Here is a 24,655-nt window from a genome sequence, read left to right as displayed (position 1 = left end):
CGCCCCGGAATGACGGTTTATTGTTGACCGGGCTGCATCACCGGCGCGATCGGCTCGCTTGTGACCACCGCTTCCGGGCCGCCGAGGCCGAGCACCGATGCCGCGGCCGGAAGTGCGGCATCCGCCATCGCCGCGTGGCCTTCCGCGGTCGGATGGATCGCGCCGCCGTAGACCGCGGACAGCACGCCCCATGTCGCGTCGTGAATGTCGCCCGGCTGGTTGGTCGGCGCCTTTTGCGCCTGCGGATAGGTCATCGCCGTGAAGTAGCTGTCATTGGCGTCGCGGATCCAGCGCGCGCGCGGCGCGTAAGCACGGAAGTCGCTCGCGGCCGCACCGCAGACCAGGGGATTGTTCGGCGCTGTCGTAATGTCGGCGACGAAGCTTTCGCCGTTGGCGGCAAAGCATTCGCGGTCGAATGGCGGATCGGTTTCCGCACGCGCGCAGAAGCCGTGATTGGCGAACGCCGCCTGATGCTGATCGACAAAGGTCATGCGGTCGCGGTTGCGGTCGCTGCACAACACGCCGCCGGTGCACAGCGCGAGTTTCTTCAGCGCAGGCAGAAACTCGCTCTGCACGAACTCCGTCACGTCGGCGAGCCGCTGCGGATCGGCGTTGAAGGCCGGATGAATGTCGAAGCCCGCGCGTCCGCCGGGGCAGGGCGCGCCGTTCAGCAGCGACGGGTTGGCATAGGAAACGTACACCACGCGCGACAGGTCGCCGCCGACAAGCGGCTTCAACGCCTGACGCAGCTTGCTGAACCCGCGCGGCAGATCGGTCTGCAAAATGCCTCGCGCCTCGTCGACGGAGGTGAGGACGCCTGAGCGCCGCGACAGCGCGCGCTCGGTCTGCCGTTCGACGATGACGTCCGCGACCAGACCCGAGAAGTCGACATCGTTGGCGCCGATCGACAGCAGCACGAGGTCGAGTTGCCGGCCCGGCTGGCGTTGCGTGGCCGCAGTCAGCGCTTCGCGCAATTCCGAGATCTGCGCGTTGACGGTGCCCTGACAGGTCACGCTGTTGCGGCCGACCACGCATTCGCGCGCGCGCTGCGATCCGAACAGGCCTTCCGCGATGGTCGCCCCGGTGCAGGCCAGCGGCAGATACGTCACCGCGATCTGCGGATTCTGGACCGCCAGCGCGATCGCCATGCGGGTCTGATAGCTGTAGAGCGAACGGTGACAGGCCGGATTGAACCACTGCGCACCGGCGCGCTGCCAGTTCTGCAGGCTGGTGCCGTCGGACGTGTCGCAGGCGCGCGCGCCCTTGAATCCGGCGCGGCCGGGACGGAAATACATCCCGGCGGGACCGCCGAGATAGGACCGGAAGCAGAAGCCTTCGTCGGACAGCGCCACGGCCTTGTCAGGATTGCCTTCGCCCGATGCGATCGAGTCGCCGAGCCCTGCGATGAAAATGTCGCGCACCGCGATTTCGGTGGTGACGCGCTGAACCGGATCGGAGCCGCTCGAGACATCGACGGTGACCGGCGTCGCGCGGCCATAGCGCACCCGCAGATTGATCGGCTCGGCGCAGTCGAGCGTCGACTGGCGTGGCGGGTCGCCGTCGGCGAAGGTCCACGCGCATGTCGCGCCCACCGGCACTTCGCCGGTCAGACGCACGACGACGGGATGATCGACCGGGGTGAGATAGCTTTCCTTGACGTTGTCCCGCGTGCAGGGCTCGCTGACGCGACCTGCCGCATCGATGCAGAGCCGTCCGACCGCATTGCGCGCCCAGCCGCGCCCGTCACTCTGGACCGCCAGCGCCTGCTCGGCTGCAAGAATGCTTTGGCCTCGGAGCGAGGCGGCATGGAGATTGAAATCGCGCTCTTCACGGAAGAGGCGGAAGCGGTTGCGGACTTCCCATGAAATCTGCATCGCCGTTGATTGCACGACCGGCGGCGGCGCGACCGATGGCGGTGCCGCGGATGGCTCGGCGATCGGCGGTGTCTGCGCGGCGACGGGACTTGCCGTCACACCGCAAAGCGCCCCGATCAAGAGGCAAGCTCTGAGCGACAGGCGGATGGCGCGCGACTGGATCATGCTGTTTGATTTGAAGCCGACGGATGAGGCCAAAATGTGGGGTGAGTGGATTACTCGGCCGCCTGCTTCGGCTTCACCTGCTGGGGCTGCGACTTTGCCACGGCGGTTGCAGGCCGGAGTTTCCGGCCTTGCTGCCACGGCTGAATCACGCTGAGCCACAATTCCCGGATGCCCATGATCGTGATCGACATGGCGAAGGGGATCAGGAAGTAGAGAATGCGGAACACCAGCAGGGAGGCCAGCAACTGTTCCTTGCCGAGCATCGGCAGCCCGATCAGCATGGCCGCATCGAATACGCCGAGACTGCCCGGCGCGTGGCTCGCAAATCCGAGCAGCGTTGCGAGAATAAAGACCACCGACAGCGTGACGAAATCGAGGTCGGGATTCGACGGCGCCAGCAGGTACATCGCCAGCGCGCAAAAACCGAGATCAACCACGCCGATCAGAATCTGCAGCGCGGTGAGCGGCGCGGACGGCAGGTAGACCTTCCAGCCGTCCTTGCCGAGCTGGCGGCGGCCATGGCCGGTTGCGATCCATGTGAGATAGGCCGCAATACCCGCAAGCAGTCCTACGCCGATCAGCTGGTTGATGCTTTCCGGCAGCAGATCGATCGAGGATGCTGCGGCGGGATGCCAGATCATTCCGATGCCGAGGACGAACGTGTTGCCGAGCCAGAACGTCAGGCCGGAGATGAAGCAGATTTTCGCGACGTCGATCGCGGATAGTCCCCAGTCGGAATAGATCCGGAAACGGATCGCGCCGCCGGTGAAAACCGTGGCGCCGATGTTGTGGCCGATGGTGTAGCTGGTGAAGCTCGACAGCGCGGCGATGCGGTAGGGTACATGCGTCTTGCCGATGGTTCGCAATGCGAACAGATCGTAGAAGGTCAGCGTGAAGAAGGCGCAGAGCACGCACAGCGCGGCCATCGCGATCTGGCCCTGCGATTTTTCGGCGAGCGCCGACAAAACGATGGCCGTATCCACGCCCTTCAGGGTGCGAAACAGATGCATGACCGCGATAGAGACGATCAGAATGCTCGCCGCGATCCCCAGCCGTTTCCAGCCGATTTTGTCTCTGAAGACACGCCCTAGCGTGCTCAACACCTGTTGCATTCGTCCTCCCGGCAGGGCGCGAAACCTATAAAAGCCGATTGAGGCGACAGTGAGCAAGCGGCTGCGGCGGTAGTCATACGCGAAATCCCGGGCTTGGAAAATAGGCCGTTGTGCAGCGCGAATGTCCGCCATGAAGCGGAAATCGACACCGGCAGGCGTCATCCAGGCTTCATATTGGCGCCGGCGGCGTGCGTCAGTGTCGCCCTCTGATATGGGGTATGAAACCATCGTTCAAAGGGCAGACGCGTTCCATTCCACTCGTTTCTTTTTCAGGAACATCGTTCAGCCTTCGCCGTTACACCCACGCAAATCAGGCACGGAAGCGGACGATCGGCCGCATGTTTCGCGGTGGGTCATCGCGTTGCCGAAATTCAGCAATAAAAAAAGGATCAAGCGATGGGACTGTTCACAAAAGACATCAAGACCATGGACGATCTGTTCGTTCACCAGCTTCAGGACATCTACTATGCCGAGAAGCAACTGGTGAAAGCGATTCCGAAAATGGCGGAAAAAGCCAATGACAATCAGCTAAAGCAAGGCTTTCTCGGGCATCTCGAACAGACCAAGGGCCACGTGACTCGTCTCGAGCAGGTGTTTCAGATGCACGGCGTCGAGCCGAAGGCGGTGACTTGTCCGGCGATCGACGGCATCATCAAGGAAGCCGACGAAGTGATGGGCGAAGTCGAGGACAAGCAGGTGCTCGATGCCGCGCTGATCAACGCGGCGCAAGCCGTGGAGCATTACGAGATCACGCGCTACGGCACGCTGGTGACGTGGGCGAAGCGGCTCGGCCGCAATGATTGTGCCTCCGTGCTGCAAAAAACGCTTGATGAGGAAAAGGCGACCGACCAGAAGCTGACGCAATTGGCCGAAGGCGGGATCAACCTTAAGGCCGCAAGTTAGCGCGCGGTTGTCCGTTCGTTCGTCGCGCCTTGAATGAGGCAAAAAGCCGCGCCGGTGCAACACCGCGCGGCTTTTCTCATGAGGTAGGTACGGCTGCCGTCAGGCGCGGCGCAGCGCAAACTTAGCGCCGCAGAATGCCATCAGCGCTCCGAGGCCGAGCGCCGCGAGCCCCGCGAGAACGCCGGACAGGGTCGGAATCGGGCTTGGCGCCGCGGCTGCCTGACCGGCGGCTGCGAGCATGATGACGCCGACAGCGATCAGGAATTGCCGCAGCCGCAGCGGAAGCTGGCCTGAGACCGCGCTGTTCATCAGCGACGCGGTGATGAAGCCCGCCAGGAACGCCACCCCTGCGATCAGCCACCATGCCACCGCCGCCCGCGCGGGGATCAATTCCGGCACATCCGGTCGCCACAAATCGCCGACATTGAGATTGAAGCGCTGGATGATGATGTGGATGCCGAGCGCAAGCAGCACGCCGAACAGAATCGATCCGGCGAGAATGATCGGTTGCGAGAAATAGGCTGGCTTGGTCATCAGGCTGTTTCGTCCGGGCGCGGCGGGCTGCTATGACTTGTAGAATGGAGGCTGGCTGGCGCGCAAGACAGAACCAGACAGCCCCGGACCGTCGGTGTCGCCCAAGGATCACCAAGGATCGCCATGCTCTCGCAAATGTTCAACGCCGGCCTGCGCTCCAAGGCAACTGGCGGCAAGGCCGCCGGATCGGAACCGGCCAGCGACGGCACGCAATATGTTTTCAAACCGTCACTCGTGGGTTCCGCTTCGCAGTTCGATCTCACCGGCGATGGATTGTCGTGGCAGTCACGGGGAAAGAAGGGCGTGTGGCCGCTCGACAAGATCGCGGCCATTCGCCTCTCGTACCGTCCGGTGTCGATGCAGTCGCGTCGGTTTCGGGCCGACATCGAGGATACGCGCGGCGAGCGCGTCACATTGTACTCGACCACCTGGCACACAGTTGCGCTGATGTCGCCGCAGGATAATGGCTATCGCGCGTTCATCGTGGAATTACATCGCCGCCTCGCGGAGATCAAAAGCAAGGCCGTGCTGGTCGTCGGCATCAATCCGAACATCTATCTGGCGGGGCTTGTACTGGTGGGATTGGTCGGCGTCGCCATTTTGGGGCTGCTGATCCGCGCACTGTTTACGGGCGAATTCGCCGGCGCGCTTTTTCTGGTCGGCTTCGCGGCGCTGTTCGGCTGGCAGATCGGCGGGTTCATGCGACGTAACAAGCCGCGCGGCTACACGCTGGACGCCCTGCCTGAAGACGTTCTGCCCTGATGGAGGAAGTGATAACGACCAAATCCGCGGCACAGCCAAATGACGCGATGTGCCACGAACCGACATTTGCAGAACTTAGAAACTCCAGCGGACATTGCCTTTGACGGCATTGTCATGGCTCTGGTCGGCATATTGACCGGTCCAGGACACGCCGAGCGTGGCGTTGGCTGCGACGGCAACATCGACACCAGCTTCCGCCACCAGCGCGTTGCGGGCGATAGGGGAGCCCGCCAAGGTGAAGGCAGCTCCGCCGGATTGGAACGCGAGTGCTGCAACCGGGGTCACGTCGCCGAGCGCATGCCGCCAGCCCAGCATACCGCGCGCCGTCAGCGTGCTCGTCAGCGCCGTCGCGCCGCGCAGCCCCAGCGTGGTGTAGGTGGTGTCGAGCTTTGATGACCCTGCCACCGCCGCTGTGCCGGTTTCGTTGATCCCGCTGTCAACGAGCACATAAGCGATTTTGGCGAACGGCTCGAGCGCAACAACGCCGAACCTCGTGTTGTAGCCGACCTCGCCGAACACCTGGGTCGTCTCCGCCGAATAGCCGCCGTTCTGCGGGCCGCGCAGGCTGACCACGCCGCCCTGCCGCGACGTCGTGATATCGCTCGACGAGAAGCTCGCGCCGCCGCGCAAGCCCCAGGCGCCGAGCTGCCCGCCGCTATAGAGCGCGATATGGTAGTTGAGGCTTGAGCCGGACGCCGCGATATCCGGCGACCTGAAGGTCGACTGGCTGTAGCCGCCTGCTAGACCGACGCGCCACTGGCCATTGAAAGTGACGTCGAGGCCGGACAGCAAACCGCCGAGCGAATGATCCGTTTTCGCCGCGTTGCCGTCACCCTTCAGCGAGGCCCAGCTGCCGAGCGCCTGCGCCCATACGGCATAGACCTGTGCAGGCGTTAGCGCGGCGACCGGCGGCGCCTTGGTGAATGGCGCGTTGCGATCGGCGGCATAGGCGTTGCGGGCGGCGGACGCATCCGGCGCATAGGCCAGCGCGTTGCTCGCCGGCGCCAGCGATGTGCCGTAGGCAAAGTTCTGTCGCAAGCGATCGGTCACTGCGTCGCGCAAATGCTGCGACTGCCCTGACAGCGCGCCGGTTACGTTGGCGTGGAACGACGCGGAGGCAAGACTGCTGAACGCCGCGCGCGCCTGCGCTTCGCTGGCGCCGACGATCTGCTGCCACAGTGGATTGGCTGCGCCCGCCGCATCCAGCACATTGGCGACCATCTTCTCGTTGCGCGTCGTCGCCAGTTCGGCGAATGCGCCTGCGCCGCGCGACGTGGTCAGGTAAGCGTTGAAGCCGTCATTGCTGAGAGCAAAGTTCAGGAACGGGAAGTCGGCAAGTCCCACGCTCGGCGACGTTCCTGTGAGCCCCCCAACGGTGGTGAGGATCGTATAGGTCTTGCCCGGCAGCACCGGCGGAGATGTCGTATCGGTGTCGTGCCCGATGCTGAAAGTCGAACTCAGAATGTTCGCAGTCCCGGAGACCTGAATGAGGTCGCTCTTCGTGCCATTGATCTCGACATGATATTCCGAGCCGGCCCCCATATTGAGGTTGCCGTTGATTACGATGGTGCCGATCGAATTGCCCGGCGACACCTTGCCGCCATTGTTGTTGACGTTGCCGAACGTGCCGTTGCCGGACAGCGTGCTGCCGGTATTGACGTCGACCACCGACGAACTTGCGAGCGAGCCATTCACATTCAGATTGCCGGCATCGACGGTGGTTGCCCCGGTATAGGTCTGGGTGCCGCTGATCGACAGCTTGCCTGTGCCGGTCTTGGTCAGAGTGCCGGTACCTGACATGACGCCGGCATAGACGCCATAGCCGGTCTGGTCGAAAATCACCGAGGCATTGTTGGCGATGTTGCCCTGGAGACCTGAGGCGTTGCCTTGCAGGACGCCCGCATTAACGAAAGTGCCGCCGGAATACGCATTGGCGCCAGTGAGGATGGTGGTGCCGGAGCCGTTCTTGACCAGCGACCAGCTGCCGCCGCCGCCCGACACTCCGGTCTGGTCGGCAATCGCGTCGCTGATCATTTGCGTTTGTCCGCCACCCGGGTTGACGGAGAATGAGCCGTTTCCCTGCAGGAAAATGCCATTTCCGAAAGCTTGGCCATTATTAGCGCCCATGCCGCCCTCAACGGAGCTTCCGGAGATGCTGAACGCGCCGGCCAGAACCAGTGTGCCGCCCTCCTGAACGAAGATTGCACCGCCCATACCGGCGCCGCCCCCACCGGAGCCACCGATGTTATAATCCTCTCGGGAGCCTGCACCGCCGCCGAAGCCACCGGGCGCGGCATTGCCCCGTCCATGCTTCAAAAGTGCGCCAGCGCCACCGCCGCCGCCGCCAAAGCCGCCGCTTCCGGCAGATTCTACGACAGAGCCGCCGCCGCCTCCGCCAAAGGCAGCTGGACTAGCACCCGGATCGCCGGCTCGACCGCCGCCGCCGCCGCCGGCACCCCCAGCACCATTCGACATGCCATGGGCGTTCCCTCCGTCGCCGAACATGCCTCCGCCACCGCCAGCAACTATAGTGACCAGAACACCATCATTTCGCGGACTACCGCCACCGTTGCCGCCGCGCGCGGAGTTACCCTGGAGACTGACGTTGCTCACCGTGACATTGGCACCGCTGGCGACAAACAGCGCTCCCCCCAATCCGGCACCGCCTCCGCCGCCACCACCACTGCCAGAGGCCGTTACCCCATCACCACCCTTGCCGCCCTGGGCAATGACATTGACGATCACGAGGTCGCTGATTGCGACAGTGCCTGACTGAACGAACAGACCGCGATACTGGCTGTTACCGGAAAGCGTAAAGTTGCCGCCATTGAACGTCACGTCGGCCTGCACGAGCGGCAAAGCCCTATCGAGGGTGATATTCCCTGTAAGCTTGATGACGTCGCCGTTCTGGGCGCTGCTGATAGCGTCAGAAAGTTGCTGTGCGGTGCCGACGTTTATGGTTGCGGCATATGCCGGCAAGGCGAGGAAAAGTATCCCCGCAGTCACCAGCGCGGCTAGCGCCTCGCGTGAGCCTAGCGTCGACAAGCAAGCTTCACGCAGCAGAACAGCCGCCAGACGATCGAGCCTCATGCGCGGATTTCGTTACGCACGCGATTGACCACACAACCGGCTCCGACGATTTCCCGCGAGGCTTGAGACGCTACAAAAATAATACAAACCAAACTCCCGCCGCCCAAATAGCGACGTTTGAAAATTCCATGTGCCTTTGCGGCGCCGGTCCGGCTTGGACCAGTTAAGCGGCATTCAGTTGAATGATCTAACGGCGGGGCCAGACAGAGTCTCGGCAATGTCGTTTATCGACTAAGCCGACACTTCGTATTCGGAAGGACTGCGCTCTAAATATCACAGGAGGCGAGACGATTTGACATTGCCACGCGAGTCATTTTTTCGGCCCCACTTCGCGGATGACTGGAGTACCACTGACGCGCGAAGTTCGACGCGGACTGGATCATGGGGTTTGCCCGCCAGCAAGGAGCATGGGCGAACATTTCACCAAAACGAAATCGCAAAGATCCGATCTGCTTCAGGCCGTATCTGTATCGTGCGCGAAACTTGATCGAACGGCTCTTCAACAAGATCAAGCAATGTCGGCGTGTCGCGACCCGGTACGACAAACTCGCAGCCAACCATCTGGCGTTCACCAAGCTCGCATCAATCCGGATTTGGCTACGCGCCAATGAGTCCGCGCCCTAAGTGAAGGCTTGCGAAGGTCAGCTCGGCCGGGCTTCGTTGGCCGGCCCGGCCAAACCTCAGCCGCCCGATGATGGGGATCACCTCCCGGCGGCACGCAACACTAGCCAAAGAGAGTGTCGAACGGAAGACGGTTGTGACCGCGATCATCGCTCTTGACGTAGCCATTAATGCCGCACCACCAGCACCGAACATTTTGCATAGCGCACGACATGACCGGCATTGGAGCCGAGAAAGTAGCTTTGCATTGAGGGCCGGTGCGACGTCATGACGATCAGGTCTGCGCCGATGTCGGCGGCTTCCTCCAGCACTTCGTGATAGATGCCGCCTTGCCGGACGGTGACCGAGATGCGCCTGCTTTCGATTCCGGATTCGCGCGCCACGATAGCCAGCGCTTCCTCCGACGACTGGCGCTGCTGGAGTTCGAAATCGGGCGGAACATACTCCGCCAGCATCACCGGCGTGATCGGCATCACGTTGACCAGCCGAACGACACCGCCGGACGATTTCGACAAGGATGCCGCGGTTTCGATGGCCGGCCTTGCAAGATCGGTGTCGGCAAGGTCGATGGGCACGAGGATGGACTGAAACATCGGTCTCTCCGCTCGGAAGCCATTGATCCGCTGACGATGAATTCGTTGGCAGCAAGATGCAAGCCGCTTTGCGGCAAACGACGGCGCTGGTCGGCGCCGTTTATTTTTCCGGTTGGGGCATGACTTTCTCGGGATCGTGCCCTTTAGTCGCTGTCGGACCATTCCCTGAGGAGTTTCGGGCTGGCGAAACGTTCGAGCCGCCCGCGGCGGAAGCTCACGTCACCCCAATCGTCGGTCGCGAAATCGATCACGGCGACGCCCGACGTCGGCAGATTGACGGCGAGTGAACGCCGGCCGGCCGCATCGCCGCCGGAAATCAGGCCGAGCGCCAGTTCGTGCAGGCCGGGATTGTGCGCGAGGATCAGCAGGCACTTCAGATCGGCTGCCGTCCCGTGAATCATTTTCAGAAGCTCCGACGGGTCGGCGCCGTACAACGCAGGCAAATGCTTTGCCCGCACCGACGGCATGGCGGCATGAAGCAGTTGCCAGGTTTCCTGAGTTCTTGTCGCCGTCGACACGAGCGCGAGATCGGGGAGATAATCATAAAGCGCCAGCCATCCGCTGATCTCGGCGCCATCCTGCCTGCCGCGTTCGTCGAGGCGGCGGTCCTGATCCTTTCCCGAGGGGGCGTCCCGTTCGGTTTTGGCGTGACGCAGCAGGATCAGACGGCGCATGTCGCGATCTCGTTCGGTGGGATTAGGGCACGAGCCGAAATAGTGTACAAGTTCACGCGGGCAATGTTACAGCCACGAGCGCTGTTACACCCCAAAAATATGGTCATTAAAAGAGACGGTTTGCGGAACAGCGCATGAACGAGTCTTCGGCAAATTCTTCGGCGGATATGCCTGTCCGTCCGCGGCTGACGTTCGATCTCGATGTGGACGTTTGCGTGATCGGGGGAGGGCTCGCCGGCCTGACCGCCGCGCGTGAAGCAGCCAGGATGGGCGCAACCGTCGCGCTTCTTGAAGGCCGCAATATCGGCTGGAATGCATCCGGCCACAATCTCGGCACCGTCATGCCCGGTTACGGTGTCGCCGTTTCGGATTTGATCGATCGCGTCGGCTTCGACAATGCGCGTGACCTTTGGTCGCTGGCGCAGGAAGGCGCCGACTATGTCCGAAGCGCTGTGACCGGCGGCGCCATGCCCGGCATGACTTTGACCGAAGGCGCGCTCGAAGTCTCCAAGGTTGATGCGGGCGAAGAACTCATCAGCCGCTTGCAGACGCTCGGAGAAGATTTCGGCGCCGATATCGAGGGCTGGCAGATCGATCGCGTGCGCGGAGCGTTGAAGACGGATCGCTATTTCCATGCGATCCACTTCCCCAAGGCGTTTCAGATCGACGGGAAGACATACATCCACGGCCTCGCCGCGCTTGCGGAAAGCGCCGGTGTGCGAATCTTCGAGGACACGCCGGTGGTCAGCATCGATCCCGGCGGTATCCGCAAGCGCGTGGTGACGCCGTCCGCGAAATTGCGCTGCTCTCATATCGTGATGGCGGGCAATGCGCATCTCGGCGCGCCCGGGCCGCGCCTCACGGCAACGCTGCTGCCGACATGGCGATACGCGGCGTTGACGGAGCCGCTCGGCGAGCGGCTGGCAAGCGCGATCACCTTCAAGGGTTCGGTGAGCGATACCCATGACATCGATCATTTCCGTGTGGTCGATGGTGACCGGCTGCTGTGGTCAAGCCCGGAGACGACATGGCAGGGCGATCCGCGGCGCTACGCGGTACGCATCCAGAAACGGATCGCGGCGATCTTCCCACAACTCGGAGCGGTCAAGATCGCCGACGCCTGGAGCGGTATGTTCGGGCAGACGGTGCACGGGATGCCGCAGATCGGCGAACTGCAACCCGGACTCTGGGTGCTGAGCGGCTTTGGCCGTCAGGGATTGAACACCACGGCCATGGGCGGTCAGATTGTGGCGCGAGGCATCGTCCACGGCGACGACCGCTGGCGGCTGTTCTCGCCGTTCGAACTGGTGTGGGCCGGCGGTTCGGCCGGACGTGTCGCAGGGCAGGTGGTCGGAGCGTGGTCGCGTGGGCATTCGGCGGCGGCGGGCGCGCTGTCGCGCTACCGCGAACGTGCGCGCGGCCGCGAACAGGCGCGCGAGAGCGCGCGTGAAACACGGATGACAGCGGCGAGGGCACAAGCGAGGACCGCCGGACGGCAGGGCTCCTCCGCGACGCCACGAAACGAGGATCGCGGTGGTCCGGCGGGCACTCACTAAATAACATCGGCGAATAACTGTCGGGCGGCGGGGTTATTGGAACATGCACGGCCGGCATGGCCGTGGCGGTCAGCCTCGCGGGAAAGTGAGCCGGCCGCCGGGATGTTCCTGTAACTTTTCGCGAAATGGATCGTAGATCGTGATGGACAGCCCATTTTCTGATTTGCAGGGAGCATTGACCATGATCGACCGCCGACTTTTGCTTGGATCCGCCATGAGTCTTGCCGCGTTCTCGGCATTCCGCTGGCTTGGGCTCGGCGGTGCTGCCAATGCGGCCGAAAAGGCCGGAGCGGGGAAATTCGAGATCGAAAAGACGCCGGAGGAATGGAAGAAGCAGCTCTCGCCGGCTCAGTATAATGTGCTGCGCGAGGCCGGCACCGAACGGCCGTACTCCAGTCCACTGAACAATGAGAAGCGCAAGGGAACCTTCGCCTGCGGCGGCTGCGACCTGCCGCTGTTCTCGTCCGACACGAAATTCGAGAGCGGCACCGGCTGGCCGAGTTTCTATCAGGCGTTGCCCAACGCCATCCTCGAGAAATCCGATCGCACCATGATGATGGTGCGGACCGAGACGCTGTGCAGGCGCTGCGGTGGCCATCTGGGCCATGTTTTCGACGACGGCCCGAAACCCACAGGGCTGCGCTACTGCATGAACGGCCTCGCGCTGTCGTTCAAACCGGCGGACGGCTCCACAACCTGAGTTGAGCGGCAATTCTTGCCCGCTAGGCAATTGTGCCCCGGTCAATCGGCCGGGGCATTTTATTTAAGCGATTGATTTTGCTTCATTAATTTTGTTGGCACGTTGCTTGCGACCTCTTTCTTCGAATGCGGCCATGACTATGGGCACCGGATAGGCCGCCCGGATCGAAGTTGGAGATAATGTAATGGGTCTCTTTGGCGCACTCACCACATCCGTCGCGGGTCTTCGTGCTCAGTCCTATGCGCTGGAAAATATCTCCGGCAACATCGCGAACTCGCAGACGACGGCGTTCAAACGCATCGATACGAGCTTCCTCGATTTGATTCCCGAGACCGGCACCAACAACCAGCTCGCCGGCAGCGTCGCGACCGCATCGCGCGAAACCAACACGGTGCAGGGCGACGTTCAGAAGGCCGCCGTTTCGACCTACATGGCGATCAGCGGCGACGGCTTCTTCGTGGTGCAGAAGCCCGGCAGCTTCACCGACAACAGCCCGGTCTTCAACGGCGTCAATAACTACACGCGCCGCGGCGACTTCACGCTCGACAAGAATGGTTATCTCGTCAACGGCGCCGGTTACTATCTCGAAGGCATTCCGATCGACCCCACGACGGGCAACGTCACCGGCAGCAACCCTCAGGTTCTGAAATTCGGCAGTGACTTCCTTCCGGCTCAGCCGACCACCACCGTGACCTATCGCGCCAACCTGGCGTCGTATCCGCTGACCACGAAGAGCGACAAGTCCGTTCCGGGTTCGGAGTTGCTCAACGTCGGCGACTTTACGGTCAATCCGAGCACAGTCGGCACGCCGCCGCTGCCTTATCTCGACAACGTCGGAAGCGGCGCGTCGATGAACAGCGCTCTGACCACGCCAACCAAGATCAATGGTGCGACCACTCTGGCCGGTGGCGTCAACGTCAACGCGCTATCAGCCGGCTTTGCCGCTGGCGACACGATCACGGTGAACGGAACGCCGATCATATTCACCGATGCATCCAGCGTTCCGCCGAACCAGGATGACGCGACCCATATTCCGATCGGCAGCACGATCGACCATCTCCTCGACAAAATCGACGCCTTGAACGGCAACTCGGCGCTGTCCTCGACTGTCAACAACGGCTCGGTTCAGTTGCATACGGGTCTGGCGAACAATCTTGTTCTCACCTCAAGCAATGCAACGGCGTTTGCCGCGCTCGGTTTCTCCGGGACGGTCACCGTGAACCGGCTGGGCGGCGGCACAGCGGGTGTCGGGACCGTGATCGGCTCCGACGCTGCGACATTCGTTTCGGAATCGATCGCGGGTGGTGCGACAACCGGCTACGACATCTCCGGCTCGCCGGTGAGCATTCAGTTCCGTTGGGCGAAGATGGATTCATCGACGCTCGGCCCTGGCCATACCGACAAGTGGAATCTGTTTTATCAGACGGATCCGAATGCGACCGGCGCCGCGACGGCATGGCTGAACGTCGGCACCGATTTCACCTTCAGCGCAAGCGGTCAGCTCACGCCGCCGGTGGCCTCCGTTACGCTCACCACCCCGACTATCAGCGGCATCACGCTGAACAACGTTACCGTGAACTTCGGCGTCAGCGGCCTGACCTCGTTCGCGGATGCCAACGGCAACGCCCAGGTCAACGACATTCACCAGGACGGTTTCCCGGCGGGCTCGTTGCAGACGGTTTCGATCGGCGACAACGGCCGCGTGGTCGGCAATTACTCCAACGGCCGCAACATCGATCTCGCGCAGATCACGCTGGCAACCTTCAACGGCGCAAACTTCCTGAAGCGCCTCGACGGCGGCGCGTTTGAGGAGACCGACCAGTCCGGTGGAGCGATTTATGGAAAGGGCGGCACGATCACGGGTTCGGCGCTCGAGGGATCGAACAGCGATATCGCGGACGAGTTCACGAAGCTGATCGTCACGCAGCAGGCCTACTCGGCAAACACCAAGGTCATCACGACGGCGAACCAGATGGCGCAGGATTTGCTGAACGTGCTTCGGTAAGTGTGCTGCGATAATCGCGAACGCGTGGTCGCGTGATGCGATCTGAGATGGACAGTATGTCATGGGTCTGAGCCAAGCTCTTTCAACCGCGATGTCCGGCTTGCGGGCAAACCAAGCGGCGTTGTCGCTGGTTTCGTCAAACGTGGCGAATGCGGAAACGCCGGGTTACGTCCGCAAGACGACCAATCAGGTGCAGACCGCGGTCGGAAACGGCGCCGGTGTCGAAACCATCGGCGTCAATCGCGTTCTCGACGATTACATTCAGAGCCAGCTGCGGACGGAAACGTCCGGCGCGTCTTATACGCGGACGCGCGCGAACTTCCTGAGCAATTTGCAGGGCGTCTACGGCGATCCGGCTTCGTCCGCGACGATCGAGTCCGCTTTCAATTCGCTCACGACCGCGCTTCAGGCGCTTTCAACAAGCCCGGATTCGCAATCGGCGCGAACAGGTGTGCTGAATGCCGCGCAGGCGCTCGCGCAGCAGCTGAACACCACCTCGCAAGGTATTCAGGCTCTGCGCAACAGCGCTGAAACGGGATTGACCAACTCCGTATCGACGGCCAACGCCGCGCTGACCCAGATCGCGAAGATCAACCGGCAATTGCAGGGCTATTCCAATCAGGATGCAGCGACAGCTGCATTGATGGATCAGCGCGATCAATTCATCACGCAGTTGTCGGGATTGATGGATGTGCGCGTCGTCAAAGGCGACGGCAATCAGGTTTCCGTTTACACGACCTCGGGTGTGCAACTCGTCGGCGGTTCCGATGCCGCGCAACTGTCTTTCAATACGCAAGGCCTGGTCACCCCGCAGGCGCAGTGGAATGCCGATCCGTCGAAGAGCGCGCTCGGCACGATCTCCATTTCCTATCCGAATGGCGGAAGCATCGATCTGGTTGCAAGCGGAGCAATCCGTTCCGGATCGATCGCGGCTTATCTCGAACTGCGCGACAAGACCTTGGTGCAGGCGCAGGATCAGGTCGATCAGCTTGCGGCCGCGATGGCGAGCGCGCTGTCCGACAAGACAACAGGCGGCACGGCATACCCGCCCGCCACGCCCGTTCCGCCGCCCGGTACGCCGGCCGGATTCGATCTCGATCTTTCGGGTATGCAGGCCGGCAACGTCGTCCATCTGACGTATACCGACAGCATCACCGGCGTTCAGCATAACGTTTCGATCATCCGCGTCGATGATCCGAGTGCTTTGCCGCTGAAAGATACGGCAACGATCGATCCGAACGACAAAGTGATCGGGGTCAATTTCTCCGGCGGCATGTCGTCGGTCGTATCGCAACTCAATGCCGCGCTGGGCGGAGCCAATATCCAGTTCTCGAATCCCGCCGGCTCAACGCTGCGCGTTGTGGATGACGGCGCAGGTGGTCTCTCTGACGTCAACGCCGCATCGGTGACGACGACGGCGACGTCGCTGACCGGCGGCGGACCGCAGATCGCATTATTCACGGACGGCGGAACCGCTTACACGGGAGCGATTACTGCGAACGGTTCCCAGCAAACCGGACTGGCGGGACGGATCACCGTCAATACGGGGCTGCTGGCGGATTCGTCGCGCCTGATCGTCTACAGCACGAGTCCAGCGACACCGGCCGGTGACACAACGCGTTCGGATTTCATCCTGACGCAGCTGACATCCAGCACCTACAGCTATTCGGCATCAACCGGCGTCGGCTCGAGCGCTACGCCATATAAGGGGACGCTGCTCGGCTTCACCCAGCAGTTCACCAACTTGCAGGCCAACGCCGCAAGTTCGGCACAGCAGTTGTCCGCTGGTCAGGACGTGGTGCTCAACACGCTGCAGAATAAAATGGACTCGACGTCAGGCGTCGACATCGACGAGGAGATGGCGAACCTGCTGGCGCTGCAAAACGCCTACTCGGCCAATGCTCGCGTAATGTCCACGGTGAATTCGATGTTCCAGTCATTGTTGCAGGTATTGTGAGGGTCTGATGGCAATCGATGGCGTTAGCGGCAGGACTTCGTATCTCGGCTCGTCGATTCTCGGCATCAAGAGCCAGCTCGACGCGCTGACGGAGCAGCTTGCGTCGGGAAAGAAATCGACGACCTATGCCGGCCTTGGAGTCGACTCGGGCACGGCGACGGGACTGCGCGCGCAGATTTCATCGATCGCCGGCTACAAGGACACCGGGACTGTCCTCAACACGCGTATCAATGTCGCGAATTTGTCGTTGCAGGGAATCAGCGATGCCGGCAGCCAGGTCAAGGCCGCAGCCGCAGGCGCGACGCTGACGCTCGACAGCAACGGAAAGACCGCCGGACAGAAAACCGCGATGGCGTCATTCACGCAGGTCATCGCGCTCCTGAATACGGAGGTCGGCGGACGCTACATGTTTTCCGGCCGCGCCACCGACTCGCCGGCGACACAACCGGCTGATGTCATTCTGAACGGCAGCGGCACCCAGGCTGGATTGAATCAACTGATCGACGAACGTGGTCAGGCGGACGGCACCACCGGTCTCGGCCGCACGGTGATCACGTCGCCGACACCGACATCGGTGACGATCGGCGAAGACGTGGCCGGATCTCCGTTCGGCTTGAAGCTAAGCGCGATTACGTCCACAGCCGCCGGCGCAACCGTGACGGGACCGGCGCCTCCGGCAGCGCCTCCGGGCGCGCCTTCGGAAATGTCCGTGGATCTGGGCCTCACAAATCCGAGCGATGGCGACAAGTTCAGGTTCACGTTCAGCCTTCCGGACGGCACGTCCGAGACGATCGAGCTGACCGCCTCGACCACAACGCCGACACCGGCGGGAAGCTTTCCCATCGGCGTGGATTCGACGGCGACGGCGGCCAGTCTCAATGCGGCGCTCAATATTGCGGTAGGCACCCTCGCGAATACGGCTCTGGTCGCCGCCTCGGCTATCACGGCGTCCGACAATTTCTTCAGTTCGTCGCCGCCGCTGCGTGTCGATGGTCCTCCGTTCAACACCGCCACTCAGCTTGTGAACGGCACGCCGGCCAATACGGTTTCCTGGTACATCGGCGAGAGCGGGACCGATCCCGCGCGCGGAACGGCGGTCGCCGGCATCGATCAATCGATCAGCGTGCAGTATGGCGCGCGCGCCAATGAAAGTGCGTTCGTTACGCAGCTGAAGAACATCGCGGTCTATGCCGCGGTATCGACCAATGCGAGCAACCCGAACGCGAACGGGCAATTGACGGCGCTGAACTCGCGGATGGTCGATAACCTCGCCGTGCATCCAGGCACGCAATCGATTCAGGACATCCAGGCCGATTTCGCCGGGGCGCAGTCTGCGATCAAGATTGCAAAAGATCGCCAGACCCAGACCGGATCGATCGCCCAGTCGATGCTGGATTCGATTCAGGGTATTTCGGACGATGAAGTCGCGACGAAGATTCTCGCGCTGCAGACCAGCCTTCAGGCCTCGTATCAGACGACGGCCTCGCTCTACCAGATGAGCCTGCTGAAATTCCTGTAGGCCGCCTTACGCTCCCAGCCCGAAACGAAAAGGGCTTCCTTTCTGGAAGCCCGTTCGTCCATTCGTCTGCGTGTGGCGTTAAGCGGCGCTGGAAAGACTGGCTTCGCCCGCTCCGGCGGCCTGGTTCCTCGCGAGTTCGAGGAGCTGGTGCTCGTAAGCGATCAGCTTCTTGGATTCCTTCAGCGCTCTATAATAGTCGCCGTTTAAGATGTGGTTATTGATCTCCTGAATCGGGTCTGCGGCGCTCGGCATCGCGCTCAGCACATCCCGCATCAGGTCGAAGTACACTGCGTGGTGCTCCTGCGGATCGTGCGAAATGTACATCAGCTGGACCGCCAGATAGATCAGCTTCGAGGGCGTATCGGCCGTGTCGGGCGTCAGGATGTCTTTCTCGCGCAGCACCGGAAGACGGTCGCCTTCGATGAGCAGCTTCGCCCGCTGGTCGGTATTCGTGATCACGCACGATCCGACGATGATCTTCTCGTGCGGCTTGAGTTCGACTTTCAAAGCCATGACATGTCTCCCGTGCGGGCCGGTTTCACTCTGACCGGCAGTTGCCGTGATCCTTTCCCATCATGGTTAACGCGGGGTAAACAGGAAAGCCGATGCGCGATGGCGGTGTTTGCGGAATAAGCCCGTTAAATCAGCACAATCGTCAATTTCCGTGCAGCACGCGCCACGCGCCGATCCCGACAGTTGCGCGGATTCGCTTCACACCTTTTTAGATTGTTGAATTCAAGGTGCCTCGGCTCGCTGGTCGAAGCTACCAGCGGCACGCTTGTACACGTTGCGTTTGCGTTCACACCAGAAAGGTTGCGTATCATGTCTTCCATCGTCCTCTCATCCTCGGTTCGCCAGAACCTGCTCTCGCTGCAGTCGACCGCCGACCTCCTCTCCACCACCCAGACCCGCCTTGCCACCGGCAAGAAGGTTAACTCGGCTCTCGACAATCCGACCAACTTCTTCACTGCCGCCGGCCTCGATGCCCGCGCCAGCGACATCAACAATCTTCTCGACGGCATCGGCAACGGCGTGCAGGTCATCCAGGCCGCCAACACCGGCATCACCTCGCTGCAGAAGCTGGTCGATACCGCGAAGTCGATCGCCAATCAGGCGCTGCAGACCCCTGTCGGTTACACCAAGTCGAACGTCACTTCGCTCGCGACGACCGGCGCAACCGCTGCCAACCTGCTCGGATCGCCTGATACAGCTGCGACGCGCACCGGTACTGCAACTGGTACCCTCGCGTCTGCTGCGGCTCTCACCGGCGCGACGGGCGGCAGCTTCGTTGCTGGCGACACCATCATCGTCAACGGCACCACGATCAAGGTCACGGCTGCCGGCGTGGGTACTGCTGCCAGCACCACCGATCCGGATGGCACCATCAACCTGAACACGACTGCGACGGTTGCTGCGACCACGACGGACCTGACCAATGCGATCAAGGCGGCTCTCGGCGGCGGTAGCGCTGCTGCGTCGATCGCCACCAACCAGCTGACGATTACGGCTGGCAACACCTCGGGCAGCATCACACTTGGCGGCAGTGCGCTGGCCAAGGTCGGTCTGACGGCCGGCTCGACGGCGCCGACCTCGACAGTGACCGGCAAGACGCTGACCATTGCTTCGACGGGTGGCGGCACCGCGACCAACATCACCTTCGGTACGGGTGCTGGTCAGGTTTCGACCCTGAACGAACTCAATGCAGCTCTGTTGTCCAACAACCTGCAGGCGTCGATCGACACCACTGGCAAGATCTCCATCACCACCTCCAACGATGCCGCTTCTGCGAACATCGGAACGATCGGTGGCACGGCGGCTGCATTTGCCGGTGCGACAGCGTCTCAGGCCGTTATTGATCCGAACTCGCAGGCCACTCGCGCCAGCCTGGTCAATCAGTACAACAACGTCATCGACCAGATCCGCACCACTGCTCAGGACGCGTCGTTCAACGGCGTTAACCTGCTCAACGGTGACCAGCTCAAGCTGGTGTTCAACGAAACCGGCAAGTCGACGCTCAACATCACTGGCGTCAACTTCAACCCGGCTGGCCTCGGTCTGGCCACGCTGACCGCCGGCACGGACTTCGTCGACAACGCTGCGACCAACAAGGTTCTGTCGTCGCTCAACGACGCCAGCACCACGCTGCGCTCGCAGGCTTCGGCTCTCGGTTCGAACCTGTCGGTCGTGCAGATCCGTCAGGACTTCTCGAAGAGCCTGATCAACGTGCTGCAGACCGGCTCGTCCAACCTGACGCTCGCCGACACCAACGAGGAAGCGGCGAACAGCCAGGCGCTGGCGACCCGTCAGTCGATCGCGGTCTCCGCGCTCGCGCTGGCCAACCAGTCGCAGCAGAGCGTGCTTCAGCTCCTGCGCTGATCTCGCAAACGCCACAGACGATCAGAACGGCGGGGGAAACCCCGCCGTTTTTTATGTGCTGATTTTCGGGAGATGCACCGCTATGCAAGGCTGCGCGGCCGCCATCGCAAGCTCGCCGCCGGGTGATTAACTCTTTGTTAAGGGAACAATTTAAGTCGGCCTTAACCATAATTTAAACCGTACCTCCTATAAAAACGGGCAAGACGCCGCTCTCAGATTGCAGCTCGCCGATTCGGTGGCCGGCATTTTGTCTATGTAAGGAAGGTACTCACATGTCCGATATTGTTCTCACGGCGTCAGTTCGCCAGAATCTGCTGTCGCTGCAATCGACCGCGGACTTGCTGGCCACCACGCAGAATCGCCTTGCCACCGGCAAGAAGGTCAATTCGGCCCTCGACAATCCGACCAACTTCTTCACGGCCGCCGGGCTCGATGCCCGCGCCAGCGACATCAACAACCTTCTCGACGGTATCGGTAACGGTGTGCAGGTCCTGCAGGCTGCGAACACCGGCATCACCTCGCTGCAGAAGCTGATCGACAGCGCCAAGTCGATCGCCAACCAGGCGCTCCAGACCAACGTCGGCTACACCAAGTCGAGCCTGACGACCGGCCCGAATGCGGGCGCGTCCGGCTCCAACCTGCTCGGATTGCCCGACACTGCGGCTACCGTGACGGGCACCGTTGTCGCCGGCCTGACGGCTGCTTCCACCCTGGCTGCGGCGGGCTTCGCCAACGGCAACACGTTCACCGTAAACGGCAAGACGATTTCGTTCGTGACCGGCTTGCCGGCCGACCCGGCGTCCACAACCGATCCAGTCACCGGCAACGTGTCGATCAGCCTCGCCAGCACGGGCAACACCGTCGCGACCGTTCTCAGCGCAATCAACAGCATCACCGGCGGCACGTCGAGCATCTCCGCTGGCAACCAGCTCACAGTCAGCAATGCCGCCGCCGATTTGGGCAACAGCATCGCGTTTGGCGGCACCAGCAGCGTCCTGTCCAAGCTCGGCCTCACCACCGGCACCACGCCGCCGACTTCCACATTCTCCGGCAAGACGCTGACCATCACCTCGACCACAGGCGGTCCGGCAACCAACATTGTCTTCGGTACTGGCGTCGGGCAGGTCTCGACCATCAACCAGCTCAATGCCGCGCTGCTGCCGAACAATCTTCAGGCAAGCATTTCTTCGACCGGCGCGATCACCATCACCACCTCCAACGATGCAGCGTCTTCGACGATCGGCACTATCGGTGGTACGGCGACGGCTCCGGGTGAGTTGTTCGCAGGCGCGACTGTCTCGGCGCCGGTTGCGGATTCCAATTCGCAGTCAACGCGCGCGAACCTCGTGTCGCAATACAACAACATCATCCAGCAGATCAAAACGACCTCGCAGGATGCTTCGTTCAACGGCGTCAACCTGCTCAATGGCGATCAGCTCAAGCTGGTGTTCAACGAAACCGGCAAGTCCACGCTCAACATCACGGGCATCAATCTCGATCCGGCCGGACTCGGTCTGGGCGCTTTGACCCAGGGCTCCGACTTCGTCGACAACGTCGCCACCAACAAGGTGCTGGACTCGCTGAACTATGCGAGCAGCTTCCTGCGCTCGCAGGCCTCGACGCTGGGTTCAAACCTGTCGATCGTGCAGATCCGCCAGGACTTCTCGAAGAACCTGATCAACGTGCTGCAGACCGGCTCGACGAATCTCACGATTGCCGACACCAACGAGGAAGCGGCGAACAGCCAGGCGCTGGCGACCCGCCAGTCGATCGCGGTCTCCGCACTCGCGCTGGCCAACCAGTCGCAGCAGAGCGTGCTTCAGCTTCTCAGGACGTAATAGAAGACGAAAGCCTGAACGGAAAAGCGGCGAGGCAAATCCTCGCCGCTTTTTTGTGCCTTAAATTGCTACTGTTCCTTGGAAGCCGGATTTGATTAGCTAACAACCGGATGGACCGAAAGCGGCCCACGGGTATCGCGGATATTTTTGGAGACGGGAAGTGCCCCTCAGAGTCGAACTCAAGCCGTTTGAACGGATCATCATCGGCCAGAGCGTCATCACCAATTCGGACACGCGCGCGACGTTCCTGATCGATGGGGATACGCCGATCCTGCGCGAGAAGGATATCCTGACGGCGGAGACAGCCACCACGCCGGTGAAGCGGATCTATCTCTGCATTCAGCAGATGTATCTCGAGAATGACATTCCGAAGTATCAGGAACTCTATCTCGGCTTCGTCAAAGACCTGCTGGAAGCTGTGCCAAGTTTTCGCGAACATATTGAAGTCGCAAGTAATCTTATTTTAAGCGGTTATCTTTACAAAGCTCTAAGAGAAATCAGGAAACTGATAAGTCGCGAAGACGAACTCCTATCGAGGTGATGAATGTCTACAGCCGCTCAGGCTTACGCAAAGACCGCTCGCACGACAGCATCTCCTCGCGAGATTGAAGCGCAGGCACTCCTGAAGGCCGCGAACAAACTCCAGAACGTCATGTCGAACTGGGATCATCCGGATACGGATTTCGCCGAGGCGCTGCTTTTCAACCGCAAGCTCTGGTCGATTCTCTTGAGCGCAGTCACCAGCGACGAGAATCCGCAGACCATCGAGGTGCGCCAGAACATCGCCAATATCGGTACTTTCGTCATGACCCAGACCGCGGAATTGCAGCTCAATCCGCAGCCCGAGAAATTGAAGCCGCTCATCGACATCAACTGTAATCTTGCGGCGGGACTGTCCGGCCGCGCTTGACGCGCTTCAACGCGAGGACGGACGATGGCCGATCTTCTCAGCATTATATCATCGAACTACGTCGCGGTCGGCTCCAACGTCAACCTGTCGAAGACGCCCTATGTCCCTGTTGAGGCGGCGAACTACGAAGGAACGTGGAGCGGGAAATACGCCAACAACGACAGGTTCTCGGTCCAGGTGATGAATGTCATCGGATTTCGCGCCAAGGTCAGGTACGAAAGCGGCGCGACCGTCAAATACCAGGACGTCCTGATCAAGGACAATTCCTTCAAGATCGGCGATTCCAAGTTCACGCTGACGAAGATCGGCACGGCGCAGATCAAGACCGTGATGACCAATGCGGCCACCGGCGCCCAGTCGCTCGAGACGGCTTACGCGACCCAGAGCTAAGCACCGGGCGCGCGAAACACTCAGACCCTCAGATCCGTATTCCGGTGCATGTTATCCTGCCGTGCCGCGTCGAGCGCCCGCAGGTAGGCACGGGCGCGCAGCCGGGCTTCGTCGGGGAACTGGCGGACCACAAGGCTGGTTCTGCTATCGACCGTCCGGTAGACGATTTCGGCCGAGGCGCGATCGATGACGACCTGACGCGACAGCCTGTCGGTTTCCGCCTGCGAATTATTGCGCGCCTGCAATGACGCATCCGGAGCCGTAACGGCCTTGTCGGGCGGCAGTTGCGTCGGGACAGCCGTCTTCGCTGCATTGGATGCAGGTTCAACGTAGGTCGCCGCAACCGATGCCCCCACCGGTTTAATGTTGAAATCCGCGCTCATGGCAGCCTCTGGCTTCCTCTAGCGTCTAAACCCCAACCCTCCGGAACCGATTATGAGCGGAACCGTCTGAATTCCTTCCTTACGTTTCTGCGGTGATTTAAATCAAAGTGGATGCGTTTCGCGGTGCGGCTATCCCCGACGCAATATAAAGGCGCATGGCAATGCCATGCGCCTCGCAATTTCGGGCGGGAGAAAAACCTAAAGCGAGCGGCTAACGGAGAGGGGCGTGACGTGACGCGGCCCCGGCGTCGCGCGATGTCCGGCGGCCGTATAGCCGTTCGGAAGATGGCGGCGCTGCATCTCGCTGTTGACCCCGCGCACGATGCCTTCGGACACGGCGTGGGCTGTCGCCAGCACGGTGAGATTGACCTGCAGCATCGCGCGGAAGGTGTCGTGATGACGGTGCAGCGCCGTCAGGAGTTCCGGCGTCGATTGCATGAGGTAGTCGCGGCTGCGCGTCAGCCTGGAAATCGCATCGACATATTGCCGCGACGTTTCGCTTTTCTGGGTTTCGAGCGCCATGGCCTCGCGGACGTTGCCGGCGCGAACCAGTTCGGTCTCGCGCTCCACGATGCTGAGCAGCGTCCCCATGATCTGGATGAGGCCCTCGGCCAGCTTGCGGGCTTCGACGGGCGTCGCTGCCGGAGCAGGCGCGGCGGGTGAGTTTTTTCCAGGCTGAGATGTCATGCGGCG

At 61.7% G+C, this 24,655-nt stretch carries 21 protein-coding genes and 1 pseudogene; 13 read left to right on the top strand and 9 right to left on the bottom strand.

From position 1 onward, the window contains the following. Positions 1-17: 17 nt before the first annotated feature. Both AC1RKJ_RS06400 and AC1RKJ_RS06395 read right to left on the bottom strand, forming a co-directional pair. The gene (locus tag AC1RKJ_RS06400; RefSeq protein WP_492790235.1) at positions 18-2,039 is read right to left on the bottom strand and encodes an SGNH/GDSL hydrolase family protein; all 2,022 of its coding nucleotides are present in this window, start codon (positions 2,037-2,039) and stop codon (positions 18-20) included. Positions 2,040-2,089: 50 nt separating this feature from the next. After that, positions 2,090-3,151, bottom strand: coding sequence for a lysylphosphatidylglycerol synthase transmembrane domain-containing protein (locus AC1RKJ_RS06395; protein ID WP_492790234.1), 1,062 nt, complete (start codon positions 3,149-3,151; stop codon positions 2,090-2,092). A gap of 396 nt (positions 3,152-3,547) precedes the next feature. On the opposite strand from AC1RKJ_RS06395, the gene AC1RKJ_RS06390 reads away from it, so the two are divergent. Further along, complete coding sequence (locus tag AC1RKJ_RS06390; RefSeq protein ID WP_492790233.1) at positions 3,548-4,054, top strand: YciE/YciF ferroxidase family protein; 507 nt, start codon at positions 3,548-3,550, stop codon at positions 4,052-4,054. Between the two features lie 99 nt (positions 4,055-4,153). Here the strand turns inward: AC1RKJ_RS06390 and AC1RKJ_RS06385 are convergent, their stop codons facing one another. Next, positions 4,154-4,588 carry a hypothetical protein gene (locus AC1RKJ_RS06385; protein WP_492790232.1) on the bottom strand — a complete coding sequence of 145 codons (435 nt, stop codon included), beginning with the start codon at positions 4,586-4,588 and terminating at the stop codon, positions 4,154-4,156. A gap of 123 nt (positions 4,589-4,711) precedes the next feature. On the opposite strand from AC1RKJ_RS06385, the gene AC1RKJ_RS06380 reads away from it, so the two are divergent. Next, positions 4,712-5,350, top strand: a complete 639-nt coding sequence (locus tag AC1RKJ_RS06380; protein ID WP_492790231.1) for a hypothetical protein — start codon at positions 4,712-4,714, stop codon at positions 5,348-5,350. A 75-nt stretch (positions 5,351-5,425) separates the two neighbouring features. Here the strand turns inward: AC1RKJ_RS06380 and AC1RKJ_RS06375 are convergent, their stop codons facing one another. After that, entirely contained in the window at positions 5,426-8,440 is a 3,015-nt protein-coding gene (locus AC1RKJ_RS06375) for an autotransporter family protein (RefSeq protein WP_492790230.1), read from the bottom strand. A gap of 363 nt (positions 8,441-8,803) precedes the next feature. Here AC1RKJ_RS06375 and AC1RKJ_RS06370 point away from each other — a divergent pair. After that, positions 8,804-9,064 (top strand): annotated as a pseudogene (locus tag AC1RKJ_RS06370) (transposase); the annotation flags it as partial. A 164-nt stretch (positions 9,065-9,228) separates the two neighbouring features. On the opposite strand, the gene AC1RKJ_RS06365 reads toward AC1RKJ_RS06370, so the two are convergent. Both AC1RKJ_RS06365 and AC1RKJ_RS06360 read right to left on the bottom strand, forming a co-directional pair. Beyond that, positions 9,229-9,654, bottom strand: coding sequence for a universal stress protein (locus tag AC1RKJ_RS06365; RefSeq protein WP_492790229.1), 426 nt, complete (start codon positions 9,652-9,654; stop codon positions 9,229-9,231). 143 nt (positions 9,655-9,797) lie between these two features. Then, positions 9,798-10,328: a SixA phosphatase family protein gene (locus tag AC1RKJ_RS06360; protein ID WP_492790228.1), complete on the bottom strand. Its 531-nt coding sequence runs from the start codon at positions 10,326-10,328 to the stop codon at positions 9,798-9,800. Between the two features lie 134 nt (positions 10,329-10,462). Between AC1RKJ_RS06360 and AC1RKJ_RS06355 the strand changes: the two genes are divergently transcribed. The 5 genes from AC1RKJ_RS06355 (at position 10,463) to AC1RKJ_RS06335 (ending at position 18,065) form a co-directional block, all read left to right on the top strand. After that, positions 10,463-11,884: an NAD(P)/FAD-dependent oxidoreductase gene (locus tag AC1RKJ_RS06355; RefSeq protein WP_492790227.1), complete on the top strand. Its 1,422-nt coding sequence runs from the start codon at positions 10,463-10,465 to the stop codon at positions 11,882-11,884. 181 nt (positions 11,885-12,065) lie between these two features. Beyond that, positions 12,066-12,584, top strand: coding sequence for a peptide-methionine (R)-S-oxide reductase MsrB (gene msrB / locus AC1RKJ_RS06350; protein ID WP_492790226.1), 519 nt, complete (start codon positions 12,066-12,068; stop codon positions 12,582-12,584). 184 nt (positions 12,585-12,768) lie between these two features. After that, positions 12,769-14,589, top strand: a complete 1,821-nt coding sequence (locus AC1RKJ_RS06345; RefSeq protein ID WP_492790225.1) for a flagellar hook protein FlgE — start codon at positions 12,769-12,771, stop codon at positions 14,587-14,589. A 61-nt stretch (positions 14,590-14,650) separates the two neighbouring features. Continuing rightward, positions 14,651-16,546 carry a flagellar hook-associated protein FlgK gene (gene flgK, locus AC1RKJ_RS06340; RefSeq protein ID WP_492790224.1) on the top strand — a complete coding sequence of 632 codons (1,896 nt, stop codon included), beginning with the start codon at positions 14,651-14,653 and terminating at the stop codon, positions 16,544-16,546. A gap of 7 nt (positions 16,547-16,553) precedes the next feature. Further along, on the top strand, positions 16,554-18,065 hold the full coding sequence (locus AC1RKJ_RS06335) for a flagellar biosynthesis protein FlgL (RefSeq protein ID WP_492790223.1): 1,512 nt from the start codon (positions 16,554-16,556) through the stop codon (positions 18,063-18,065). 78 nt (positions 18,066-18,143) lie between these two features. Here AC1RKJ_RS06335 and flbT (AC1RKJ_RS06330) read toward each other — a convergent pair whose 3' ends face one another. After that, positions 18,144-18,578 carry a flagellar biosynthesis repressor FlbT gene (gene flbT, locus AC1RKJ_RS06330; protein WP_492790222.1) on the bottom strand — a complete coding sequence of 145 codons (435 nt, stop codon included), beginning with the start codon at positions 18,576-18,578 and terminating at the stop codon, positions 18,144-18,146. Positions 18,579-18,887: 309 nt separating this feature from the next. On the opposite strand from flbT (AC1RKJ_RS06330), the gene AC1RKJ_RS06325 reads away from it, so the two are divergent. The 5 genes from AC1RKJ_RS06325 to AC1RKJ_RS06305 all read left to right on the top strand — a co-directional run bounded on the left by AC1RKJ_RS06325 (position 18,888) and on the right by AC1RKJ_RS06305 (position 23,579). Beyond that, positions 18,888-20,441 carry a flagellin N-terminal helical domain-containing protein gene (locus tag AC1RKJ_RS06325; protein ID WP_492790221.1) on the top strand — a complete coding sequence of 518 codons (1,554 nt, stop codon included), beginning with the start codon at positions 18,888-18,890 and terminating at the stop codon, positions 20,439-20,441. 272 nt (positions 20,442-20,713) lie between these two features. After that, positions 20,714-22,279 (top strand): flagellin N-terminal helical domain-containing protein, encoded by a 1,566-nt coding sequence (locus AC1RKJ_RS06320; protein WP_492790220.1) that lies wholly within the window; start codon positions 20,714-20,716, stop codon positions 22,277-22,279. Positions 22,280-22,439: 160 nt separating this feature from the next. After that, positions 22,440-22,820 (top strand): flagellar biosynthesis repressor FlbT, encoded by a 381-nt coding sequence (flbT, locus tag AC1RKJ_RS06315; protein WP_492790219.1) that lies wholly within the window; start codon positions 22,440-22,442, stop codon positions 22,818-22,820. A 3-nt stretch (positions 22,821-22,823) separates the two neighbouring features. Continuing rightward, positions 22,824-23,189, top strand: a complete 366-nt coding sequence (flaF, locus tag AC1RKJ_RS06310; RefSeq protein ID WP_492790218.1) for a flagellar biosynthesis regulator FlaF — start codon at positions 22,824-22,826, stop codon at positions 23,187-23,189. Positions 23,190-23,213: 24 nt separating this feature from the next. Further along, complete coding sequence (locus AC1RKJ_RS06305) at positions 23,214-23,579, top strand: hypothetical protein (protein ID WP_492790217.1); 366 nt, start codon at positions 23,214-23,216, stop codon at positions 23,577-23,579. Positions 23,580-23,599: 20 nt separating this feature from the next. On the opposite strand, the gene AC1RKJ_RS06300 is transcribed toward AC1RKJ_RS06305, so the two are convergent. Then, entirely contained in the window at positions 23,600-23,962 is a 363-nt protein-coding gene (locus AC1RKJ_RS06300; RefSeq protein WP_492790216.1) for a hypothetical protein, read from the bottom strand. 198 nt (positions 23,963-24,160) lie between these two features. After that, on the bottom strand, positions 24,161-24,649 hold the full coding sequence (locus AC1RKJ_RS06295; protein WP_492790215.1) for a hypothetical protein: 489 nt from the start codon (positions 24,647-24,649) through the stop codon (positions 24,161-24,163). Between the last annotated feature and the right edge of the window lie 6 nt (positions 24,650-24,655).

Source organism: Afipia sp. GW822-FHT04G07, from assembly GCF_058800765.1.
This window is presented reverse-complemented; position numbering and strand designations above follow the sequence as displayed.